General features: G+C 60.3%; 20 protein-coding genes. 15 read left to right on the top strand and 5 right to left on the bottom strand.

The features are described 5' to 3' along the window. Window positions 1–972 precede the first annotated feature (972 nt). From QQL24_RS16065 to QQL24_RS16050, 4 genes are all read left to right on the top strand, one after another. Window positions 973–1,569: a hypothetical protein gene (locus QQL24_RS16065; protein ID WP_284313305.1), complete on the top strand. Its 597-nt coding sequence runs from the start codon at window positions 973–975 to the stop codon at window positions 1,567–1,569. 1,048 nt (window positions 1,570–2,617) lie between these two features. Then, window positions 2,618–3,352 carry a hypothetical protein gene (locus QQL24_RS16060; protein ID WP_284313304.1) on the top strand — a complete coding sequence of 245 codons (735 nt, stop codon included), beginning with the start codon at window positions 2,618–2,620 and terminating at the stop codon, window positions 3,350–3,352. A 270-nt stretch (window positions 3,353–3,622) separates the two neighbouring features. Next, entirely contained in the window at window positions 3,623–3,967 is a 345-nt protein-coding gene (locus QQL24_RS16055; protein ID WP_284313303.1) for a hypothetical protein, read from the top strand. Window positions 3,968–4,205: 238 nt separating this feature from the next. Then, window positions 4,206–4,823, top strand: a complete 618-nt coding sequence (locus QQL24_RS16050) for an IS6 family transposase (RefSeq protein WP_431310694.1) — start codon at window positions 4,206–4,208, stop codon at window positions 4,821–4,823. A gap of 152 nt (window positions 4,824–4,975) precedes the next feature. Here QQL24_RS16050 and QQL24_RS16045 read toward each other — a convergent pair whose 3' ends face one another. From QQL24_RS16045 to QQL24_RS16025, 5 genes are read right to left on the bottom strand one after another with little or no spacing between them, the layout of a single operon-like run. Beyond that, window positions 4,976–5,986 (bottom strand): LacI family DNA-binding transcriptional regulator, encoded by a 1,011-nt coding sequence (locus tag QQL24_RS16045; RefSeq protein ID WP_284313301.1) that lies wholly within the window; start codon window positions 5,984–5,986, stop codon window positions 4,976–4,978. 38 nt (window positions 5,987–6,024) lie between these two features. Next, window positions 6,025–6,876 carry an ABC transporter permease gene (locus QQL24_RS16040; protein ID WP_284313300.1) on the bottom strand — a complete coding sequence of 284 codons (852 nt, stop codon included), beginning with the start codon at window positions 6,874–6,876 and terminating at the stop codon, window positions 6,025–6,027. Between the two features lie 6 nt (window positions 6,877–6,882). Next, window positions 6,883–7,677, bottom strand: a complete 795-nt coding sequence (locus tag QQL24_RS16035) for an ABC transporter ATP-binding protein (RefSeq protein WP_284313299.1) — start codon at window positions 7,675–7,677, stop codon at window positions 6,883–6,885. Between the two features lie 31 nt (window positions 7,678–7,708). Beyond that, window positions 7,709–8,443 (bottom strand): M24 family metallopeptidase, encoded by a 735-nt coding sequence (locus QQL24_RS16030; RefSeq protein ID WP_284313298.1) that lies wholly within the window; start codon window positions 8,441–8,443, stop codon window positions 7,709–7,711. Further along, on the bottom strand, window positions 8,443–9,447 hold the full coding sequence (locus QQL24_RS16025; protein ID WP_284313297.1) for an ABC transporter substrate-binding protein: 1,005 nt from the start codon (window positions 9,445–9,447) through the stop codon (window positions 8,443–8,445). Before QQL24_RS16025 ends, QQL24_RS16030 begins: the two co-directional genes overlap by 1 nt. Before the next feature lie 219 nt (window positions 9,448–9,666). Between QQL24_RS16025 and QQL24_RS16020 the strand changes: the two genes are divergently transcribed. The 11 genes from QQL24_RS16020 (at window position 9,667) to QQL24_RS15975 (ending at window position 20,868) form a co-directional block, all read left to right on the top strand. Continuing rightward, a complete protein-coding gene (locus tag QQL24_RS16020; protein ID WP_284313295.1) occupies window positions 9,667–10,440 on the top strand; it encodes a glutamine amidotransferase in 774 nt (257 codons plus the stop codon). Between the two features lie 33 nt (window positions 10,441–10,473). Beyond that, a complete protein-coding gene (locus QQL24_RS16015; protein WP_284313294.1) occupies window positions 10,474–11,349 on the top strand; it encodes a nitrilase family protein in 876 nt (291 codons plus the stop codon). Window positions 11,350–11,353: 4 nt separating this feature from the next. Continuing rightward, window positions 11,354–12,142, top strand: coding sequence for an ATP-binding cassette domain-containing protein (locus QQL24_RS16010; protein ID WP_284313293.1), 789 nt, complete (start codon window positions 11,354–11,356; stop codon window positions 12,140–12,142). Between the two features lie 32 nt (window positions 12,143–12,174). After that, entirely contained in the window at window positions 12,175–13,161 is a 987-nt protein-coding gene (locus QQL24_RS16005) for an autoinducer 2 ABC transporter substrate-binding protein (protein WP_284313292.1), read from the top strand. A 10-nt stretch (window positions 13,162–13,171) separates the two neighbouring features. After that, a complete protein-coding gene (locus QQL24_RS16000; protein ID WP_284313291.1) occupies window positions 13,172–14,170 on the top strand; it encodes an ABC transporter permease in 999 nt (332 codons plus the stop codon). After that, complete coding sequence (locus QQL24_RS15995; RefSeq protein ID WP_284313289.1) at window positions 14,167–15,120, top strand: ABC transporter permease; 954 nt, start codon at window positions 14,167–14,169, stop codon at window positions 15,118–15,120. Before QQL24_RS16000 ends, QQL24_RS15995 begins: the two co-directional genes overlap by 4 nt. Before the next feature lie 2 nt (window positions 15,121–15,122). Next, window positions 15,123–16,439, top strand: a complete 1,317-nt coding sequence (locus tag QQL24_RS15990; protein WP_284313287.1) for a M20 family metallopeptidase — start codon at window positions 15,123–15,125, stop codon at window positions 16,437–16,439. A 169-nt stretch (window positions 16,440–16,608) separates the two neighbouring features. Then, complete coding sequence (locus QQL24_RS36800) at window positions 16,609–16,758, top strand: transposase family protein (protein ID WP_488803362.1); 150 nt, start codon at window positions 16,609–16,611, stop codon at window positions 16,756–16,758. A gap of 454 nt (window positions 16,759–17,212) precedes the next feature. Then, entirely contained in the window at window positions 17,213–17,926 is a 714-nt protein-coding gene (locus QQL24_RS15985) for a hypothetical protein (RefSeq protein ID WP_284313285.1), read from the top strand. Beyond that, window positions 17,926–18,600, top strand: coding sequence for an RES family NAD+ phosphorylase (locus QQL24_RS15980; RefSeq protein WP_284313283.1), 675 nt, complete (start codon window positions 17,926–17,928; stop codon window positions 18,598–18,600). Before QQL24_RS15985 ends, QQL24_RS15980 begins: the two co-directional genes overlap by 1 nt. Before the next feature lie 1,047 nt (window positions 18,601–19,647). Then, on the top strand, window positions 19,648–20,868 hold the full coding sequence (locus QQL24_RS15975; RefSeq protein WP_284313281.1) for a hypothetical protein: 1,221 nt from the start codon (window positions 19,648–19,650) through the stop codon (window positions 20,866–20,868). Window positions 20,869–21,131 lie beyond the last annotated feature (263 nt).

The raw sequence follows: 21,131 nt of genomic DNA, 5'->3' as shown, positions 1-21,131 counted from the left end.
GTTTGGGATCTTCCGGGTGACTTTTTGCGGGCTTCGGGCCGCCGAAGTGACTCTTGTTCTTAGTCTGTCCGCTTAGCATATGATTTCGAGCGGATCTTGTTCTGACCCCTAGTGGGGAGGGGAGGGCATTTTGACAGCGATCCGATAACGGTTCGAATCCTCTCGGGCGCGCCGTCTCAGGTGAAGATGAGAACTATGTCTACTCCATAGCCCTCCCATAGAAGAGTTCGAATCCCTGCACGAGATCCATGCCAGTCATTTTACCCGCTATCCATCCGGCCAGAAGCTTGTCGCCTACGACCTGTCAACCATAACAAACGATGTCGTCGACTGGCTGATTGAAGCTGTTACGCCTTTAATCCATCGTCGCTGAAGAGCACAAAAGGCCGAAAGTTGAGCGACATGTTGGGGTAAAAGTTGGGGCGATGCCATTATTCGTCTGATAACCAGCTGAGTTATCTGAGTTATTGGTTGCCTTATTGCGGAGTACTACTCCTCCATACTAGCCCAACACCCCAAATCACAGCTCTCTCCGCTCGATCGAACGCGGACAAGCAAGGCCGAGTCATGGGAACCAATCAGGGGTTACAGGTCGGAGCTGAAGCGCTCTCCGGTATTGTCGCGGGTGCGCTGGCCTCAGCTGCCGTTCAGCTCCCATTGATCGTTTGCGGCCTCCTGGCCCTTACTGCTTCGGCGCTGATTGCAGCCTTGCTCAGGCCCGCAACCACTCAATGGTAGATTTTCGGCCACCGCTAATCCTCATCCTCTTTTCTGGGGATTAGCCGCGCCAAGAGAAGGGCTAAGGTTGGTCACTCGAACATCGTCCTTCTAGTTGGTCTTGGTCGGTTTCAGCCGCGCTAGAAGTACATGAGTGCAAACTCGAGAAGGCCACGACCAAATAACGCGGCATGTGGCCAGTATGACAGCTTTTACAGGAGAGAGCGATGGTCGAGCTAACGGAAGGAGCTTGAAATGGGAAGAAAATACTATGAACTGCTCAGCATCGATAGCGTTGACACCCTTCGCAGCCGAATGTTTTTCAAACGGGAATCATCCGACGACAGTTACAGCATGCACCTGGAAGACGGCTTGATCGAGATGAAGAGGAGAATGCGAGAGCTGATCCAGGATGGCGTCACTTTCCGCAATTGTATCGTCACGGGGCACGGCAGCTCAGGCCATATCAAGGTTTGTTCCGACTCGATTACCCGCCGGGTGTGGTACGACCACTTTTATCGCCAGGGCTTTGACCGGCTTTTCCCCAAAAGCGATGGCCGTCTCTATTTCGGGGGCTGCAATGTGGCGGAGGACCCGCATGGATGGGCGTTTCTGGCGGCCGCGGCGCGCTCGCTGATGAGCAACGGCGGTGGCAGCGCGTTTGGCTGGACTTCTGTAGGATTCGGCTCCCCGTTTTCGGGTCATGAGAGGCATTTGTGGGGCGACACCAAGGCCGTCATGGTCAGTGCAGGCGGCGACACGCTGCGCTACTATCGAAACTGGAACCTGATCACAGACGCCGAAGGCAATCCCACCCTTCCCGAAGAAGGGGTGGATGAGAGTGATTATTAAATTCCCGTAGCGGGGGTACGTGGGAATTTGTCACGCCAGTCGCAATTAATTCGAGCGAGTCGCATCTATTTCGAGAAATAACAAATCAACATGAAGGTGGGTATGAAATCTGTTGGGGCAATTGTCGTACTCGTGACACAACTCGGCGCCTGTCAGGTGCCACCCTCCCAAGCGATCGAAGGCGCCAATGAATGCCGAGCTGAGGGAGGAGTACCGACGGGACATGGCTGCCACATGTCGCCTGAGGTCTTAGATGCACCTCATAAGCCTGTAACCCGCTGACAAACGCCCGCAGTCGTCAGAGTGGGCCCAATCCATCGCAGGGCGCCGAATCATGACTTGAGGGGATGGTACAGCCTTGCGCTGGGATACGGCCTTCCCGCCAATTCTGAAGTCGCAGAAGGCATCGAAATCTTGCACGAGATCCATGCAAGCCATTTCACCCGCTATCCAGCCGGCCAGAAGCTTGTCGCTGTCGACCTCTCAAGCATTACGAACGATGTTGTCGACTGGCTGATTGCGGAGGTTTCGCTCTTGGTTCACCGGCGTTAAGCGCAAGCTTCTGGTCGGCGATGGCGGTTGAGTGGACCAGCGGTAATAGATAAATTCGTGACATCCTCGTGACTCGTTATCTGAAGACGAGTTCTGTCGACTTGCTTGTTCAAAGAAAGAGAGCAAATTCTTTCGAGCTCCGGCTTCCGCGGCCTTTTCGATTGGGCGGCTGCGTTGCAGATGCGTTGATTTGGGAGCGGTCCGTTCAAACCGCTCCTCCAGTTCCGCGAGAGGCTGTCACTCCACCGTCACGTAGATCTCGCAACAAGTTGCTTGCAAGCGACTCCCCCAAGCGCCAGCGCACCGCGCCGTCCTTCGATGAGCTCCAACTTAAATCAGGCCTGGTGAAGAATTAGGATGACAGCATGACGGTGACCATGCATTTAATTTAGATCTCGACGTTTCTGGTAGTCGCTTAAGTGAAAGCGACATGTTGGATTGAGTGCTCCAGCAGCGTAATTTTATTTAAAATATGGTGCGATAAGGATGATTTCGCATGCCGTTAGAAGTATCTTCGTTTCCGGATCGAACACCCATTTTTTTTGGCAAGTTTATTTGGAAAATCTCCGTTAGTTTGGGTAAGTGGAATCCATTTGCATTGATTTTGCCCGCAGCATTCGGCCTGGCCTTTTTCGGCGCTTGTCTAACCGCCTATATAATGTTCGTGCCGGGACATCCTTACATACTTCAGACCATATCCTCAATAATAAAGCTTCCGCTAATATTTTTCCTTAGTACCATCGTTGCCGCTACTATAACATTTTTGTTCGCAAGAATTACCCGAAAATCTCTGAATGGCAGAGCAATTGGGCGAGGATCTTTGGTAGCACTATTTGTGACTTCGACATTTTTATTTGTACTTTCTCCCGTAATAGCAATTTTGAGTTCACAGGGAAATTATTCTGAAGTCATACTGGCATCATATGCAGCGTTTTTGATTAGCACATTCGTTGGCGCCCTGTTTTTTTACCTCCATACGATGCAACTGGCCGAGGGTGGTTTTTTAGCTTCATCCCTTGTCTGGTGTGTGTTGTTTGCAACCAGTACCGCAAACATAGGATGGGAGTTGCGTCCGCTTGTCGGATGGACGGGTCAACCTTTTCAACTCGTGCGGACTGACAATGGCCACATGTGGAGCCAGGTCGTGTGCGAAATGAAGAATATGAGGTTTGGCGGCATTCATTTTCCGTCTGCCGGTCAGGATTCTATGACAAAAGCGTGGCCTTGCTAGATACACCGAAGCTGAGAGACGCCCCGAGGTTCTATGGCCGGGATAAGGTATTTGGTCGCGCCGCCAGGATCCATTGGGTGATTCACCTAGCCGCTTCGGCGCGGGGGATGAGCGTGATCGATTGGCGAAGGCATCGCTCATTGGCTTATCCTGTTGATTTTGAAGATGTTTATGGCGAGGTCACGCTGGCGTCACGCGGACTGCTGCGACTGAAGCGAACAAACGTCGCTGGGAGGGAATAGTTAGGCACCTGATGAAGTGAGACCTAAGATGACCGACCAGATCCTTGTCGACGCTGAGTATGACCTAGACATCCCGTCCGATCTTTTGCTTCAGTCCATTGAGGTCGGGGTAGAGGTTCAGCCTCCAGATGCGACGGTCGCTATTCTCGGCTGGGGGCGCGATGGAACCCTGAGCCAGGTTGGAGCTTTTGGTAGCCGGGAGGCTCTGTCGCTACCATTCATTCATCGTCATATCGCCATCAGGGCATTGTCGGCGGTTCATTCGATCATCGTGTCACTGCGAACCTACACCATGAAGCCAGGAGAGGCGTTCACGCCGCCTGGCAGACTGATCGGAAAATTTCCGCATAGCGCCGCACCTGCATCGCTTTAGGTCAAGCTAAGTGCCGCGCCCTTCGCCCAAATCGCATCAGAACCTGGAACCGATGGCCTCGAGGCCGGGCGGCAGATCCGGCCAGCTCACATCCAGGCGGTGTCAGAGTAAATTGCCCGAGGCTGGCCCGGAAGGGTAGGGAGCGAGGATGGCGCGCCCCAAACCCAATCTGTTTCGCTATTTCAATTCGTCGCCGGAGGTGATCCGCCTGGCCGTGATGATGTAGGTGCGTTACCCCTTGTCTTTGAGGAATGTTGAGGACCTGCTGCATGAGCGCGGCATCGACATCTGCCATGAGACGGTGAGATTTTGGTGGAACCGCTTCGGTCCGCTGTTCGCCGGTGCCATCCGCAAGAGGCGGATGAGGGATGGCAACTTCAGCTGTGAACGCTGGCATATCGATGAGGTTTTCGTGAAGGTCAACGGCGAGCTCCACTATCTTTGGCGGGCCGTCGATCACGAGGGCGAGGTGTTGGAGTTCTTCGTCAGCAAGACCCGGGACAAGACTCAAGCGTTGAAATTCCTTAAGAAAGCCATGAAGCGCTATGGTCGTCCTGAGGTCATCGTCACCGACGGGTTGCGCTCCCATGGCGCTGCCATGCGGGAAATCGGCAACCTCAAGCGCCGGGAAGTCGGCCGCTGGAAGAACAACCGGGCCGAGAATTCTCACCAACCATTTCGACGGCGAGAGGCGGCGATGCTCCAATTCCGGAAGACAAAGAGTCTCCAGAAATTTGTCGCGGTCCATAGCCAGATCCACAACCACTTCAATTCGGAGCGCCACCTCGTCAGCCGAGAAACCTACAAGCAGAGACGCTCAGCCGCCTTGGCAGAGTGGCGAGCCATCGCAGCCTGAACCAAGGTTCGGTTTGGCCTTCTGGCACTTGCTGGAACCAGCCTGCAGTTGCGCTGACAGCGCCCATCCGGTCTCTCCCTGGAAAACTGAAGCTTCAACAACCTCAGCTTCCTCGGTTCAGACCGGATGGATAACCTCCTGAAAGCTCACATCTAAATGTTCGCGACCGAGCCGCGGAGATTGACGGCTGTGGCGAATTCGATCTGCGCGGGTCCGGCCTTGGCCAGGCCCACGGCCTGCATGAGCAATTGCGCGGCGGCCTCGCCCATCTGGCGGCCGGGCTGTGTGACCGTGGTGAGCGGCGGATCCAGAAATTCGGACGAGGGGATATCGTCGAATCCTGTGATGCTGATGTCGGCGGGGATGCGCAGCTTCAGTTCGCGGCAGCGCCGGATCGCGCCCATGGCCATGAGATCATTAGCGCAAAGCAAGGCCGTTGGGCGAGTAGCGGGATCGAGCGCCAGGAAGCGCGAGGCGATCTCGTAGCCCGACCGCTCGCTGTAGTCTCCGGCCACGCATTCGACCGCGTCGGGATCGAGCCCGGCGCTTGCGATGGCCTCCCGATAGCCCGCTAGGCGCTGTTCGCTGGTCCACAGTCGTGGAGGCCCACCCGCGATAGCCAACCGCCGGTGCCCGACGGCGAGCACGCTCTTGGCCAAGGTCCGGGCGCCGGCGAGGTTCTGGGCCGTCACGAAGGGAGCATCGACCCCCGGCAGGCGCTCGTCGACGAAAACAACAGCGCCGCGGCGTGCCAGCTGCAGCAGCGAGGCGCTGGGCATGCCGGAGCCCGAGAGGTAGACGACACCGTCCAGGCGCTTGCTGCGCAGGATCTGCGCATAATAATCCTCGCGCTCCGCCGACGAGCCCGTGATGCACAGCACCATCAGGACGTCTTCCCCGGCAGCAGCCTGCTGCACGCCTTCGGCAACCGCGGCGAAGAAGGGATTGTCGAGGTCGGGCACGATCAGGCCGATCGAGGAAATCCGCCCGCGTTTCAGGGTGCGCGCCGCGTTGTTGGGTTCGAAGCCGAGTTCGGCGATGCAGCTCAGCACATGGCGGCGTGTATCCGGTGCCACGGCCCCGCTGCCATTGATGACAGCGCTGATCGTGCCGATGGAGACGCCGGCGACCCGGGCGACGTCGCGTATGGTGGGGGGCCCCACGCGCTTGGCTCGCGCAGCTGGCCTGTCATCCGGTTGGGTCATATGCGGCGCGGCGACGTTGTGGGGGCCGCGGCGGCGGTGACGCGCCAATAGCTCGGTGACCAACGCCGGGCCTTTGACGAGGACCGCCAGGGCGTCAGTACATATTCGGTGAGAACGACGAGAAGGAAAGCCATGACGCCCAATATTGCCAGAAAGCCGATCGCAGCAAAGGTCGCTGCCGTATTCAGACGCGAGTTTGCCTGCAGGAGATACGCGCCCAGGCCCCCACTTGTCGATGCCGTCCACTCGCCGATCACTGCGCCGGTAACGCTGAAGGTGGCCGAGAGCTTGAGGGCCGAGAACAAAGGCGTGTAGGTCGCGGGCAATTTGACATGGCGGAAGATGCTCGCGCGCGTGCCGCCCATCGACTTGACGAGGTTGAGCATGTCGTGATCGACGGAGGCTAGGCCATCGAGCACGTTTACCACCACCGGGAAGAACACGGTCAGGGCTACGATCACCAGCTTGGGTGCTAGGCCGAAGCCCAGCCAGATGGTCAGGGCGGCTGAGATAGCGATGATCGGCACCGCCTGGCTGGCGATCAGGATCGGATAGAGTACCCGGCGTACCCAGGCCGAGGCATCCATGATCACGGCAAAGCAGAAGCCGGCCCCGGCGCCGAGAACGAAGCCGAGCAGAAACTCGACAAAGGTGATGCGCAATCCCTTGAGCAGGGTCGGCAGGTCGTCCATCGCCGCGGTCCAGGTCCGTGCTGGCGACGGCATGACATAGGGCGGGATGTCGAAGGCCCAGACCGCCAAGCCCCAACCCAGGATCACCAGGATCACGGCGAGGATCGGGCCCCCAATCGAGAGTAACAGGCGTCGGCAGGAATTGGTTTCACTCAACACGGCTCAGCCCACCTCTTGTTTCGCGTTGTCGTGCCGACTTTCCTCCTCCGTATAGATCAGGTCGAGGATCCGGCGCTTGAGCGCCATGAAATCGAGGCTGGTCAGGCAGGAGAGCGGGCGAGGGCGCTCGATCGGGATCTCGAACATGTCGCGAATGCGTCCGGGGCGCGGCGTCATCACCACCACGCGATCAGCCAGGAAGATGGCTTCGTCGATGTCATGGGTAACGAAGATCACCGTGCGCCTCTGCTCCTCCCACACACTGAGCAGCCATTGCTGCATGGACAGCCGTGTCTGACTGTCGAGGGCACCGAAGGGTTCGTCCAGCAGCATCAGGTCATGATGCATGGCGAGCGTGCGCATCAGGGCGACACGCTGGCGCATGCCACCGGAGAGGGCAGAGGGGTAGTGGTTGATGAAATCGCCCAGCCCGTAACGCTGCGCCAGGGCCACGCCCTCCGCGCGCTGGCGGGCGCTGGCGCCGCCCTTGAGGATGGCGCCCAGCACGATGTTGTCGATCACAGTTCGCCACGGCAGCAGCAAATCCTTTTGCAGCATGTAGCCCACATGCCCCGGCTTACCGGTAACATCGGCATTGTCGATGCGGATACGACCGGCGCTTGGCTCCAGCACGCCGGCGACGAGGTTGAACAGCGTGCTCTTGCCACAGCCGGACGGACCGACGATCGAGACGAACTCGCCTTCGCGCACCGTGAAATCGGTAGGCGCCAGGGCGAGCGTTTCGCCGAAGCGCCGGGTCAGCTTTTCGAGGGCCAGCTTAGGCTGCGAGGCTTTCATGCGCGGTCCGCTTCCATGCTGCGGGGCCTCGTCAAAGAATCTGGCAGGTGTCTCGCCCGAACCAGACGAGGTCCTCGACCTTGACGGCGATACCGTCGCGGGCGGCAAAGGGCTCGACGGCCCACGCTCCCCACATTGGCGTCTCATTGCCGGCATCGATGAAATTGTGAAGATAGGCGGCACCCGGGGTGAGCGAATGGCCGATATTAGCGAGCAGGTCGAGCAGTTCGAAGCCCTCCGGCATCAGCCTTTGCGCCGACAGGCCGAAAAGCTCGTTCGCCGGCATGCCGGGTCGGCATTTTTCCAATGTCTCGTAATGCAGCGCTTCGAGGTCACGAAGGGCGGAGACCGCTTCGGGATAGTCGCCGATGACCCGGCAGCGCGTGCAATCGCCCCAGAAACCGGCCGGGGTGATCGGATGGATGTCGACCATGACGACATCGCGCTTGGCGATGGCAAGGTCCGTGGGTGGATGAGTCGGAAAGCAGATATGGGTGTTGGATCCGACCCCGACATTGGTGATGGTCCAGACATGCTCCACCCCCGCAGCGCTCAGGTGGTCGCTGCCTGCCAACTCGACCTCGCGTTCGGTGACGCCCGGCGCCGCGAACGCCAGGGCCGCCATTGCGGCGGCTTTGGCGAGGCTCTGCGCCTCCACCAGCCCGGGTGGAGGACTATGCGCGACATCCGGTCCCGGCCGATAGGTCCAGGCCGGGGTGAGGCGCGGAGCGTGAGGGACGCAAGCCGTTCCTGTCATGGCCGACATCAGTTGCCGCCCTTGGTGATGAAGTCATTGGTGTAATATTGGGCCGCCGGCAGCGTTTCCTTGACCAGCCCCAAATCCTTCACGGCCGCCAGCAGCGCCGCCCAATCGGCATCGTCGAGTACGAGGAGATCGTAGCCCGCCTTGCCGAATTGCGGAATGGTGTCCTTCCACTGCTGGTTGATGAAGACGGGATCATAGGCCTTGCTGTAGGCGGCGGCGAAGGCGGCCGGGCCCTCATCGGGATGGGCAATGGCATATTCCATGCTCTTCTGCGTCGCCTTGAGGAAACGCTTGGCCAGGTCCGGGTTCTTGGCGAGCCAGGCTTCATTGCCCGCGAGCATGAAGATCGGCGTGTTCGGCACGCCGTGCTCGATGGCCGGCATGAAGGAGGGGGTCTGCTTGCCCGCCGTCACCATTTCCGTGCCTTCCGCATTGGTGATGCCGGTGATGACATCGACCTTGCCTTGCAGGAGCAGCGGGACCGTATCGTCGGCCGCCGCGACCATGGTGACGTCATCAGTGGTCAGCTTGGCACTTTTCAGCATCAGCGAGAGCTGGGCCTTGGTCCAGGCATCGTTGTAGATGCCGACCGTCTTGCCCTTGAGACCCTCGACCGTGAGGGCGGTGCCTTCCTTGCCAATGATTCCCCAATTATTGCCGCGCCCGTAACGGCCGATCGCCTTGACCGGGGCGCCCTGGTCCTTGGCGAAGACGATATCCATCACCGTGGTGAAGGCGACGTCGGCGGCGCCGGTACCCAGGAACTTCATGGTGTCAGCGACCGTCGGCGGGGCGACGATGTCGAGATCGATACCCTCGGCGGCATAGAAGCCCTTTTGCTTGCCCAGAATCCAGGGGATCCAGAAACCGTCGGCAACAGGCCATTCCTGCACGAAGGTGACTTTTGTCTGCGCTGGGGCATCTTCCGCCCGCGCTCCGGAAAACAACGACCCTACCGCGATGGCCGCGAGCATCAAACCCAGTCCAAGACCGCGAAATTTCATGACCCTCTCCCTCGCTGATCGGGCTCTGCCGTCCTTCGGATACAGCGTGGCATCAACCCTGAACCGGTTCAATATGGACGTCAAGCTTATTTATGCAGCAACATCTGCAAAATAGATGGGCGAGTCGATCAGAAAAATCACTTGATACTGAACCGGTTCAATACTAGCGTCCGGTGATTGCGACAGCTCGTTTGGCTCCGGAATGTGGAGGAGGGCAGGGTGAGTAAGAAGAAAGTGCTCCTGGTCGGCGAGACCTGGGTGAGTGCGGCGACGCACTACAAGGGCTTCGACCAGTTTGGCAGCGTCACGTTTCATTCCGGCGCGGAGCCTTTGCTTGCCGCCCTCGCCGACAGCGAGTTCGAACTCAGGCATATGCCCGCCCACGAGGCCGTCGAAGCCCTCCCCTTCACGCTGGAGGGGCTCGATGCCTATGACGCGATCATCCTGTCCGACGTGGGCGCAAATTCACTCCTCCTGCATCCCGATGTCTGGCTCCACGGCAAACCCGTGCCGAACCGACTCAAATTGCTGCATGACTGGACGCAGGCGGGCGGCGCCCTGATCATGATCGGCGGCTATCTCAGCTTCCAGGGCATCGATGGCAGGGCGCGCTGGTATCGCACGCCGGTCGAGCGGGCTCTTCCCGTAAACTGCCTGCCGTATGACGACAGGATCGAGGCGCCGGAAGGCTTCTCGGCCGAAATCCTGCTGCCCGGGCATCCCGCCGTGGCGGGTCTGGCGACGCCATGGCCCTTGCTGCTGGGTGCCAACGAGGTGACCCTGAAGGACGCCGCCGATATCGATGTCGTCGCCCGCCTTCCCGAGGAGCAGGGCGGCCACCCCCTGCTGGTAACCGGGCGTTACGGCAAGGGCCGCACCCTGGTGTGGACCTCCGACATCGGGCCGCACTGGCTGCCGCCGGCCTTCGTCGCCTGGCACGGCTACGCCACCTTGTGGCGCAACATTCTGGGCTGGGCCACCACCAAGGATTGACATCGGCGACCGTCATCCATCGGGGAGACCTCCATGTCGAAGATCACCGAAGCCGCCATAACTGTTGCGGCGATCCAGATGGAGCCGAAGATCGGCGAGACGCGGGCCAACGTCACCCGTTCCGTCGAGCTTCTTGAGGAAGCCGCGGAGAAAGGCGCCAGTCTCGCCGTGCTGCCGGAGCTCTGCAACACGGGCTATGTCTTCCAATCCCGCGCCGAGGCCCGTGCGCTGGCGGAGCCGATCCCGGACGGGGAGACGGTGAGGGCTTGGGCGGCGGCGGCCCACCGCCGCCAGCTCCATCTGGTGGCCGGCATCACCGAACGCGACGGCGAGAAATTGTTCAACTCGGCGGTGATCATCGGGCCCGAGGGCCTGATCGGGCGCTATCGCAAAGTTCATCTCTGGGCCGACGAGGCTCTCTATTTCACACCGGGAGACCTCGGTTTTCCGGTCTTCGATACGCCGCTCGGCAGGATCGGCTGTCATATCTGCTACGATTGCTGGTTCCCCGAAAGTTTCCGCCTCGCCGCCTTACAGGGCGCGGAAATCCTGTGCGTGCCCACCAATTGGGTGCCGATCCCTGGCCAGGACCCCAAGCGGGAGGCGATGGCCAATATCATCGTCATGGGCGCCGCCCATTCCAACTCCGTCTTCGTCGCCGCCGCCGATCGTGTCGGCACCGAGCGTGGCCAGCCCTTCATTGGCCAGAGCCTGATCGTCAGCCATACCGGCTGGCCGGTGGCGGGCCCGGCGAGCCAGGACAAGGAGGAGATCCTCTACGCCACCATCAACCTGGCCGATGCTCGGCGAAAGCGGAACTGGAACGCCTTCAACCAGGTGCTGCGTGACCGCCGGACCGATGTCTATGGCGAGATGCTCGGCTCCGACCATATGCCGGGCTGGTACTGAGAACATGACCGCAACAGCCGCCCCATCTCTTCCCCTCGTGATTGCCCGAGGCATCTCCAAACGCTTCGGCGCACTGACGGCGCTTGCTAATGTCGACCTCGAGATCCACCAGGGCGAAGTGCTGGCGCTGCTCGGCGACAATGGCGCCGGCAAATCCACCTTCATCAAGATCCTGGCCGGCGCGCATGCGCAGACCGACGGCACGCTTTCGATCGACGGCGCGCCTGTAACCTTCTCCTCGCCGCAGGATGCCGCCGATGCCGGCATCGCCACCATCTTCCAGGAACTGGCGCTGTCGGAGAACCTGTCGATCTCCGAGAATGTGTTCCTTGGGCGTGAGATCGTGCGGCGCGTCGCGGGCATCCCCTTCCTGTGCCGGGGGGCGATGAAGGACCGTGTCGGAGCCCTGCTTAAAGAGCTCGACGCCCATATTTCGGATCCCGAGGCGCCGGTCGGCAGCCTGTCGGGCGGACAGCGTCAGGCGGTGGCGATCTGCCGGGCGCTCAATCTCAATGCCCGCCTCGTCATCATGGACGAGCCGACGGCGGCGCTCGCCGTGGCCGAGACGCGCAAGGTGCTATCCCTGGTGCGGCGTCTCGCCGAGCGCGGCTGCGCCGTCGTCCTGATCAGCCACAACATGGCCGACGTCTTCGAGGTCGCCGATCGCATCGTGGTGTTCCGCCGCGGCCGCAAGGTCGCCGAGCGCCGCCGCGAGGCCAGCGATCCGGAAGAGGTCGTTTCCCTGATTACGGGCGCACATCCCGACGTGCGGGCGCTCGAGAAAGCAAGCTGAATGAAGCACGTCGCATCTAGAGAGAACCGATCATGCTGAGATCCCTTAGACTCTCCTTCGTCGCGGCGGCCATGGCGTCTGCCTTCGTCGGGCCGGCCTTCGCACAGGACGCCAAGAGCGTGGCCTTTGTGCCGCAAATCATCGGCATTCCCTATTTCAACGCCATGGAGGCGGGCGGCAAGAAGGCCGCGACCGATCTCGGCGTGAAGTTCATCTATTCCGGGCCGGTCGATACCAATCCGGTCGACCAGCTGCAGATCGTGCAGAACCTGATCGACCAGGGCGTTGGAGCCGTCTCGGTGAGCGTGCTCGATGCTTCCAGCATCGCGCCGGTGGTCGCCGCCGCCAAGGCCAAGGGCGTCAAGCTCTTCACCTCGGACAGCGACGCACCGGATTCGGGCCGCGCCGTCTATGTGGCGCAGGCTACCGATGAGGGTCTGGGCGATGCCATCATCGACGAACTGGTCAAGCGCACCGGTGAGGACGCCAAGATCGGCATCGTCTCGGGCGAGGCGACCGCTTCGAACCTGAATGCCTGGATCGCCTTCATGCAGAAGCGGGTGAAGGAGAAATATCCGAAGGTGACCCTGCTCGACCCGCAATTTGCCGGCGGCGCTGCTGACCGGGCCAACCAGATCGCCACCGACATGATGGCCGCCAATCCCGACCTCAAGGGTATTATCGGCGTGGCCTCCACCACCTGTCCCGGCGTGGCCCAGGCGATCGAAACCGCGGGCAAGATCGGCAAGGTCATCGGAACAGGCTATTGCAGCCCCAATACCGCGCGTTCCTATCTCAAGAGTGGTGCCTTCGGTTTCACCGTGCTGTGGGATCCTTCCGAGCTCGGCTATCTCACCGTCTGGGCCGGCAAGCAGCTGATCGACGGAAAGTCATTCGACGCAAATGTCACCATACCCGCCTTCAGCCATCCCGTGACCTATGATGCGAAGACGGGGGTGCTGCTTCTCGGCCCGCCGGCCATCTTCACCGCCGCCAATGTCGACCAGTTCAACTTCTGAGTAAGAGCGGATGCGGACCTTCTTCGGCAGGATCGGCTTCAACGGCACCCGCGAGATCCTTCTCGCTGGTGCCTGCATCGTGGCGATTCTGGCCTTTTCGGCCGCATCCCCCTATTTCCTTACTTTCGATAATGGCGCGACGGTGCTGCGCAACAGCGTGGAGCTGCTGCTGGTGAGCCTGGGCATGACGCTTTTGCTGGCCATGGGCAGCATCGATGTCTCGGTCGGCATGGTGCTGGGCCTGTGCGCAATCGTGGTCGGCCGCTTGCTGCAGGCCGGCGTCGATCCCGTTCTCGCGGGCGCCGCCGGCCCGGTCGCCGGGGCGCTGTTGGGCGCGATCACGGCCAGCGCCGTCGTGCTCGGGCGCATTCCCGCCATCGTCGGCACGCTCGGGCTGCTCGGCATCTATCGCGCCGGTATCTTCCTCCTGCTCGGCGGCGCCTGGCTCTCTGGCCTGCCGAGTTCGCTCACGGACCTGCTCGGCGCTCGGATCTTCGGCGTGCCTGTCTCGCTTCTCCTCATTGCCCTGGCCTATCTGCTGGTCTGGCTGGCCCTGCGCCGCACGCCTTTCGGCCCGCATATCCTGGCCATCGGAAATGCCGAGGAAAAAGCCCGCCTTTCCGGCGTCGCCGTGACCCGCACGCGCTTTGCGACTTTCATCGTCAGTGGCCTGCTCTGCGGCGTGGCGGCCTCTTTCTACATCTCGAACTATCGCAATGTGGAAATGACCATCGGCAGCGCCCTGCCGCTGGAGGCGGTGGCGGCGGTGGTGCTTGGTGGCACCAGTGTGATGGGCGGGCGCTGCAGCTTGCTCGGCACCGTGCTCGGCGTGGTGCTGCTGCGCCTGCTGCAGAACGGGTTGCTGCTCATCGGTGTCCCCTCCTTGTGGCAAACGGTGGTAACCGGCGCGCTCCTTCTGGCGGTCCTTGGCGCCGAGGCAGCGGCGGGCCGTCTGCCCAAGAGCTTTGTGCTCGGGGCTTCGGGTCCTATGTCCAGGGCCTCGCGATGATCACAGCCAAAGCTCTCGGCCGTTCGCCGATCCTCACCATTCTCGCCCTTCTCTGGGTCGTGGTCGTCGCCGGACTGGCCATCCTCAAGCCGGGCGCCTTCAACCTCGTCACCATCACCACCATCCTGCAATTCTCGACGATTCTCGCGCTGGTCGCGCTTGGGCAGGCGCTAGTGGTCCTGTGCGGCGGCGCGGGTATCGATCTTTCCGTCGGCGGAACGATGTCGCTGTCGGCCGTGCTGGCCATGCTGGCCGTCAAGGCTGGCCTGCCGGCGGCGAGCATCCCGATCGTCTGCCTGCTTGCGAGCGTGGCTCTGGGCGCCTTCAACGGCTGGCTGGTGACACGCCTCGGCATTCTGCCGCTGATCGCGACGCTGGGTACTTTCTATGTCTATTCGGGTCTGGCGCTCGCCTTGACCAAGGGGGCGGCGCAATCGGGCGTGCCGGATTGGCTCACCGCCTGGGGGCGGGCCGTGATCGCAGGCGTGCCCCTGCCCTTCCTCAGCGCCGCCCTTCCTGCCTTTCTGATCACCCTCGTCCTGCTTCACACCACGTCCTGGGGTCGCTGGATCTATGCCATGGGCTTCAACGAGCGTTCGGCGCGCCTGGTCGGTATTCCGGTCGATCGCATCCGTTTGATGGCCTATGCGATCTGCGGGCTCTGTGCCGGCCTGGCCGCGCTGGTCTCCCTCGCATGGCTCGGCAGCGGCCGGCCCAATATCGGCCAGAACCTCGAGCTCAATTCGCTGACCGCTGCCATGCTCGGAGGCATCGCCATTTTCGGCGGGCGCGGGGGCGTGGGCGGCGTGCTGGCCGCGGTCTTGCTGCTGGTCACGCTGCAGACCGGCCTGTTGCAGCTCAATGTGAACTCGGTCTGGCAGGTTGGCATTGTCGGTGCGCTGCTGGTGCTGGTTCTTTTCGTCGATCGCTTTTCCACCCGCTGGAGATAGGAATGACCACCCTTCAAGCCCGCATTGCCGAGGCCGTTGAGAACAGGGCCGATCGGATCACCCAGACGCTTTGCGACCTGGTGAGCTTCGACTCGATCGTGAAGTCCAATCCCAGGGAGGCTGGACCGGGCGAGCGACTCTGCCAGGAATATCTGCAGATGCGGCTGGAAAAGATCGGCTTCACCACCGACCTGTGGGATCCGGACGGTCCGGCCCTCTATGAGAAATACAAGGGTCGCCCCGGCGCCAACAAGGGCCGCACCTTCGAGGGCCGTCCCAATCTCGGAGGCACTTTGGTGGGCAAGGGCGGCGGACGCTCGCTGATGCTGACTGGGCATATCGACGTTGTGCCGCCCGGTGCGCCCGAGCACTGGACCAGCGATCCCTTCGTGCCCGTCGTCAAGGACGGCTATATCCAGGGACGAGGCACGGTCGACATGAAGGGCGGCGTGGCCTCGATGCTGATGGCGATCGAAATCCTCAGAGAGATTGGGGTCGAGCTTTCGGGCGACGTCGTCTTCACCACGGTGGTCGACGAGGAGATCGGCGGCATGGGCTCCCTCGCCATGGTCGATCGCGGCTTTCGCGCCGATGCCGGCATCATGACCGAGCCGACCGCCAACCGCATCGCTCCGCTCTGCCACGGCATCCTGTGGGGCAAGATCATCATTGACGGCATCGGCGGCCATGCCGAACTGACGCCGAATGCCTGGTATTCGAGCGGGCCGGTCGATGCGGTCCAGCTCGCGCGGCAGATGCTCGACGGTATCGACATCTTGAATCGGCGCTGGATGTTCGATCCCAAGAAGAACCACCCGCTCATGGACCTGCCGAATCAGATCATCATCACGCAGATCAAGGCCGGGGAGCACCCTTCCTCGATGGCCGGCAGGGCCGAGATCATCATCGACGTCCAATATCTCCCGAGCGAGAAGGACGCGTTCGGTCTGGGCGGGCATGTGAAGCGCGAGGTGGAAGCCCATGTCGGGGCGGTCTGCCAGGCCGATCCTTATCTGCGCGAACATCCAGCTCGGGTCGAGTGGATCCTCGATGCCGATTGCGCGGAGGTTTCGGCCGAGCACCCCTTCGTTACGGCCTTCCAGGGCGCGGTGGCGCAGGCCGGTCTTTCACCGGATCTGTCCGGCTTCGGCGCGCATAGCGATATCGGACTTCCGACCGGGCTGGGCGAAACCCCGACAGTCAATTTCGGCCCGGGCAATCCGGCGCAATCGCATCAGCCTAACGAGAAGGTCTCCATTCGAGATCTCATCGACTGCACCAAGTCGATTGCCCTCGCCATCGAAAACTGGTGCCGGTAACCCGTAGGGCGGGCCTGATTGTCGCACCGCACGCGTCTTCCTCAAGGTCTGTGGTGTTTGGCTTGAGCGCCTGGCTCGGAGGCGATATCTGCGTGCATACGAGCAAAATCTGATTGGGCCCCCGGCCATGTAGCGTGTTTTGGGCGTCGAATCGGCCAACGGCTGTTGGGTGGTGTCAGCCGTTGCAGACGCCAATGGCACTTGTCCCGGATGTGGTGACCGGTCAACGTGCCGGTTTGGCTGGCATCGGCGGGACCTCAAGGATTTGGCGGTCCAAGGGTTTATCGTGACCGTGAAGCTTCTGATGACCCGATGGTGATTTCGCAACGCGGAGTGCGGGCGCCAAACATTTGTCGATCTATTACCGGCAGTTGGGCGTCCTCAGCGCGTCGGACCCGGCGGGTGTCGGACATTGTTCAGCTTCTTGGCCATGCAGTGGGCGGGTTACCGGGAGAGTGGTTGAGGAACCGCCTTGGAGTGCCGGTCAGCGACAATACCATTCTGCGACTGCTGAAGATGCGAGCCTCCGCACGTGCCACGACGACGGTTCGCGTAAGCGCGACGCACTGCGCTCGGACAGCCGACATTCAATGAGCGACTTCAATTTTGATCGCACGATTTGGGCGATCAGACTGGCAATTTGGTAATATGTTCGCTATGTAAGTAAAAGATCATATCGAAACTAGGGGTCTGGAATGGTTGCGACGCCACTAGCCCACGCGAAGACTCGCCGGAAACCTCATGGGTCCCGCCCAGATCCTCGTGCCGCGCACATGCTCTACGCGTCCGACGACATCGCCGTATCAGCATTAACCGCAGGTTCGGTTCATGTCGACGTCTCCATAGATGCCGATCCAGTCGACGTGGACAAATGGCGCGCGATCATGCAGACCCTCGCCGCGTCGACAACAGAGTCCAGCGAAGCCAAGACCGTAGCCGGCAACGCGCCTACTGGCGTTCGGGAAGCTATAACCGCGGCTTTTGTCGCTGTGTTCAGCGGTCGCTTCTCGAGTGAGATCGACAAGGTTGTCGACGCCTATCGGGTCATGCTTCGCGAGAGTCTGGCGAAGGGCAACGACTCCGAATTGCAAACGGCACTCAACCGTGCGCGGCTCCAGGAGAAGATCCTAGCTGGTACATCGATGGTCGATCAGGCGCAGGCATGTGAGTTGCTGGGGCTGTCGAGCGCGAATCCGTCCGCGACAATGAAGCGCAAGGAGGAAAAGCGAGAAATCTTGCGCTTCACGGCTGACGGCCGCGCCATGTATCCGCTGTTCCAGTTCGACGTCGAGGGACGCCGCATTTTTCCTGCTGTGGCGGAGCTGATCGCGCTGAAGCCCGAGACATGGAGCGCCTTTCGGCTGCTCCACTGGCTGACGCGGCCGCATCTCGATTTCGGCGCCGCGCCTGCCGAGCGGCTTGGTTCGAAGGAAGTAGAGGTCGTTGCCGCGTTCAAGCGGGAGATTGTGCCAGCGGAGCATGGCTGATGCGCTTCGAACTTGCGATTCCCGACCCGTCTACAATGCGGGTCGGGAGGGAGGCCCATGTCGTAGTCACCAAGGGTACCGAGCTGCATCGTATTCATCCCGCCGCCTATAAGGCTGAGCAATTCAATCCCACGGCCGCCGGCGATGCGCGTTTCTCCCCCTTCCGCAATGCAGCTGGAGTGATCATTCCAACCATCTATGCAGCGCAGACATTTCCCTGCGCCACCTGCGAGATCATCCTGCGTTGTCCCGATACACCGCTCATCGACCCAAAGACCGGCTTGCCGACTTTGCAGATCGTCTATCCCGCCGACTTTAGGGGCTACAGTCACAGCATAGTCAAATCTACGGCGGACCTGAACCTCGTGGACCTCACCAATGCCGGGCAGCGTAAGGTCGGCGTCAGCCGGAATGCCCTCTTGGCCGGGCCGCGAAGCACCTATCCAGCGACGCGCGCCTGGGCAGAGCGCGTCCATGCAGGCTGTCCAAAAGCGCACGGCCTATACTACAGTTCGGTCCAGTTCGGTCCCGAATTCGCAGTCATGTTGTTTGGCGATCGTGTAGCAGACGACCTTCTAGAGCCGGTAGCGACTCGGTCTGTGGCAGACGTCGCTTGCCACGCGGAGATCCGTGCCATCGCTGAAAGCCTGTCGATTGACTATGCGGATGTATAACTCTCGCAACTGTGGCGATGACTGCGCCGTTGACTGCGGGGCACTAAAGTGGCTCGTTTCGCGCGTTTCCTACCGGCAGAGCGGACCACTATCGCTAATTGCACGCTGTCTGAAGCCCATTTGAAGCCTGTTACCCCATAAACGATGCAGATAGTTAAAGTCGGCCCTGAGCATTAGCGATGCGGCGATATTCGACGCAATGCACCGGGAAAAGACATTGGCTCACTGGACGATAGGGGACGTGCTGCTCCGCGCCCCAAAGCGGACATCAAATTGGTACCATGAAGCAGACATTCACCGACCGCGCGTCGTCAGTATCGCCCGATGCTCAAGGCGTCAGCGCCATAGAGGTGCGCGGTTAATCGGTGCTTGGCAAAGGACCATTTCCGGATCAGCGTGTTGCAGCTTGCCGAGGTCCAATCGAATTCAGGAATGGCTTGGCCGGACGGCCAGTCTTCCCCCTTGACAGGGCACGACTGATAGGACCAGCGGCGCAACTCGCCACCATTCCTGCGCATCGCCTAGATGACGGTTTCCTGAAATTGGGCACCGTGCCCTGCGGGCTCGAGCCCACGCGGCTCGGCGGTTTCCGGCGCGTGGCCTGCGTATGGCGCCCGACTCGGAAGTTCGGGGGTCCGATCAAAGAGGCACGAGAATCCCTTTGCCTGCCTGCTGCCTGCTTTGCTGCCACGCCAACATTGGTCAGCTTCCGATCAACAACAGTTCGCCATCGAGGCAAGTGTTGACTACGAGTTAGGATATATCCGGCAGTTGTTCGATAAAGATGCTCCAAATGTCGATGTACATATTAAATTTTCGCGGAACGATAGGCATCGATAACTCTTCAGGAAATCCTCCACTATTAATACAAGTAGGTTTACAAATTAAAATTGAGTAAGATAACACTTTTGTGATATATATCTAAATTCATGAAAAAAAATAGTTCGCGCACCTTGAAGTCACAACTGTGTCACGACGTTAAGCTGGATATGCCACACCACTCATTTTACTCACGATGTGGCTTTATAATTTGAATGAGGAACGCTTATGGCCAACATGACAGCACTGGATCGTTGCAAGCAATTCGGCGTCGCCAATATTCGGGGCATGGCCTATATGCCAGGCCCCAGCGATTACACCAAGACATCCCAAGGCCTCTATGAGAATTCCGATTTTTATAACAATATCTTCTTTGAATTATGGTCCGAAAGAAGCCCTAATCAGGGAGAAGAGTACGGCCGGAGGGACCTCGGCCGTTTCAGCCAACAGTTGGGCGTCAACTTCATTCATTGCTACGATTGGGCGGCGCCTATCACCCAAAAAGATCAGAACGGCGTCCCGCAGACATTTCTGGAACACCTGACGTTCCTGAAGTTGTGCAACCACTACAATATGAAGGCGACCATCCCGATCAGCAATTACACCTTGCAGCTCCTCATTAAGGGAGCCACCGACGCGGCGCGAACGAACGTCGAGCGAATCATTCCCGAAATCTATCAATCTGGTTCACTGGTCCCCGGCGTGGGAATGTGGAAGATCTTCAACGAGTTTGAACTTTCGGAAGAGGGGGGCGGTAACCCGATGCATGTCGTGACGGCGATCCGATGGCTCGTCGAATGGGAACAAAGAAACAACATCGCGGATCAAAACAAGCCTCCAATCATGATCTGCACCTCCTTCGGCGTTTACGACGGCATCGAGGGCGCCGGCTATTTCCTGCAAGTGCGCAACGCCATGTTCGGCCAATCCGGCAATATCGGTCCGTACACGCCCGAACAGCTCTGGAACGAGCGGATCGTATTCGCGACGAACCCGCAGCGCGAGGGCTCGGCGATTGGTGATTATCTTTCCAATCGCCTGCCCGCCTATTGGCGCAAGTATAATATCGCCCCCTCACCCGTCATGTTTACCGAGCTCGGTTCATCCATCGAACAAGCTGGAAATAGCGAGGCCGGACAGGCCGAATGGCTGACTGCACAGATTGCAGCGTCCAAACCCGGCGGCAGCAACGGGATGATGCTCGGCGCCTGCATCTTCCTGAACGAGGAACGGCGATGGGAGGCAGGTTGGGAGAAAACGTTTGGCATCATGCGCATCGAATCCGACACCGGTTGGGGTTGGCCCAAACAGAATTACCAAGCGAGGACCAAATTTCCGGTGTGGGATCCCAATGGCTGGTATTGGCAGCAGGAGGCCACCTATCCCGTCGAGCAACAGGCGCCGAAGCTGAATTACCGCTCGGTTGCCAAGGCCTGGAAACAAGGCTGAGTCGTCTCTACCAGCGAAGCGGTGCCTCACCGGTGCCGCTCCAGTCTGCTCATACGCGGGCATTCTTCCAGCCAGCGGTTTCTTTCCCGCCATGGGGGGTGATATCGCGCGAGGACGGGCGTTCGCGCGCTCAAGGCGCCGGGTGGCGAGTGGTTACCGGCAGTGGCAATGTCATCTCACCTCCACCAGCGCGACACTGTCAGCGCGAAGATAGTCGCCGGAATTCCTTCAAAGAGAGGAACTCGCCATGGCTACCTTGTCGG

It is taken from the genome of Labrys miyagiensis (assembly GCF_030160835.1).
GTDB classification, from domain to species: Bacteria; Pseudomonadota; Alphaproteobacteria; order Rhizobiales; family Labraceae; genus Labrys; species Labrys miyagiensis.
The sequence above is the reverse complement of the archived record's forward strand: the minus strand, read 5'-3'. Positions and strand labels throughout refer to the sequence as shown.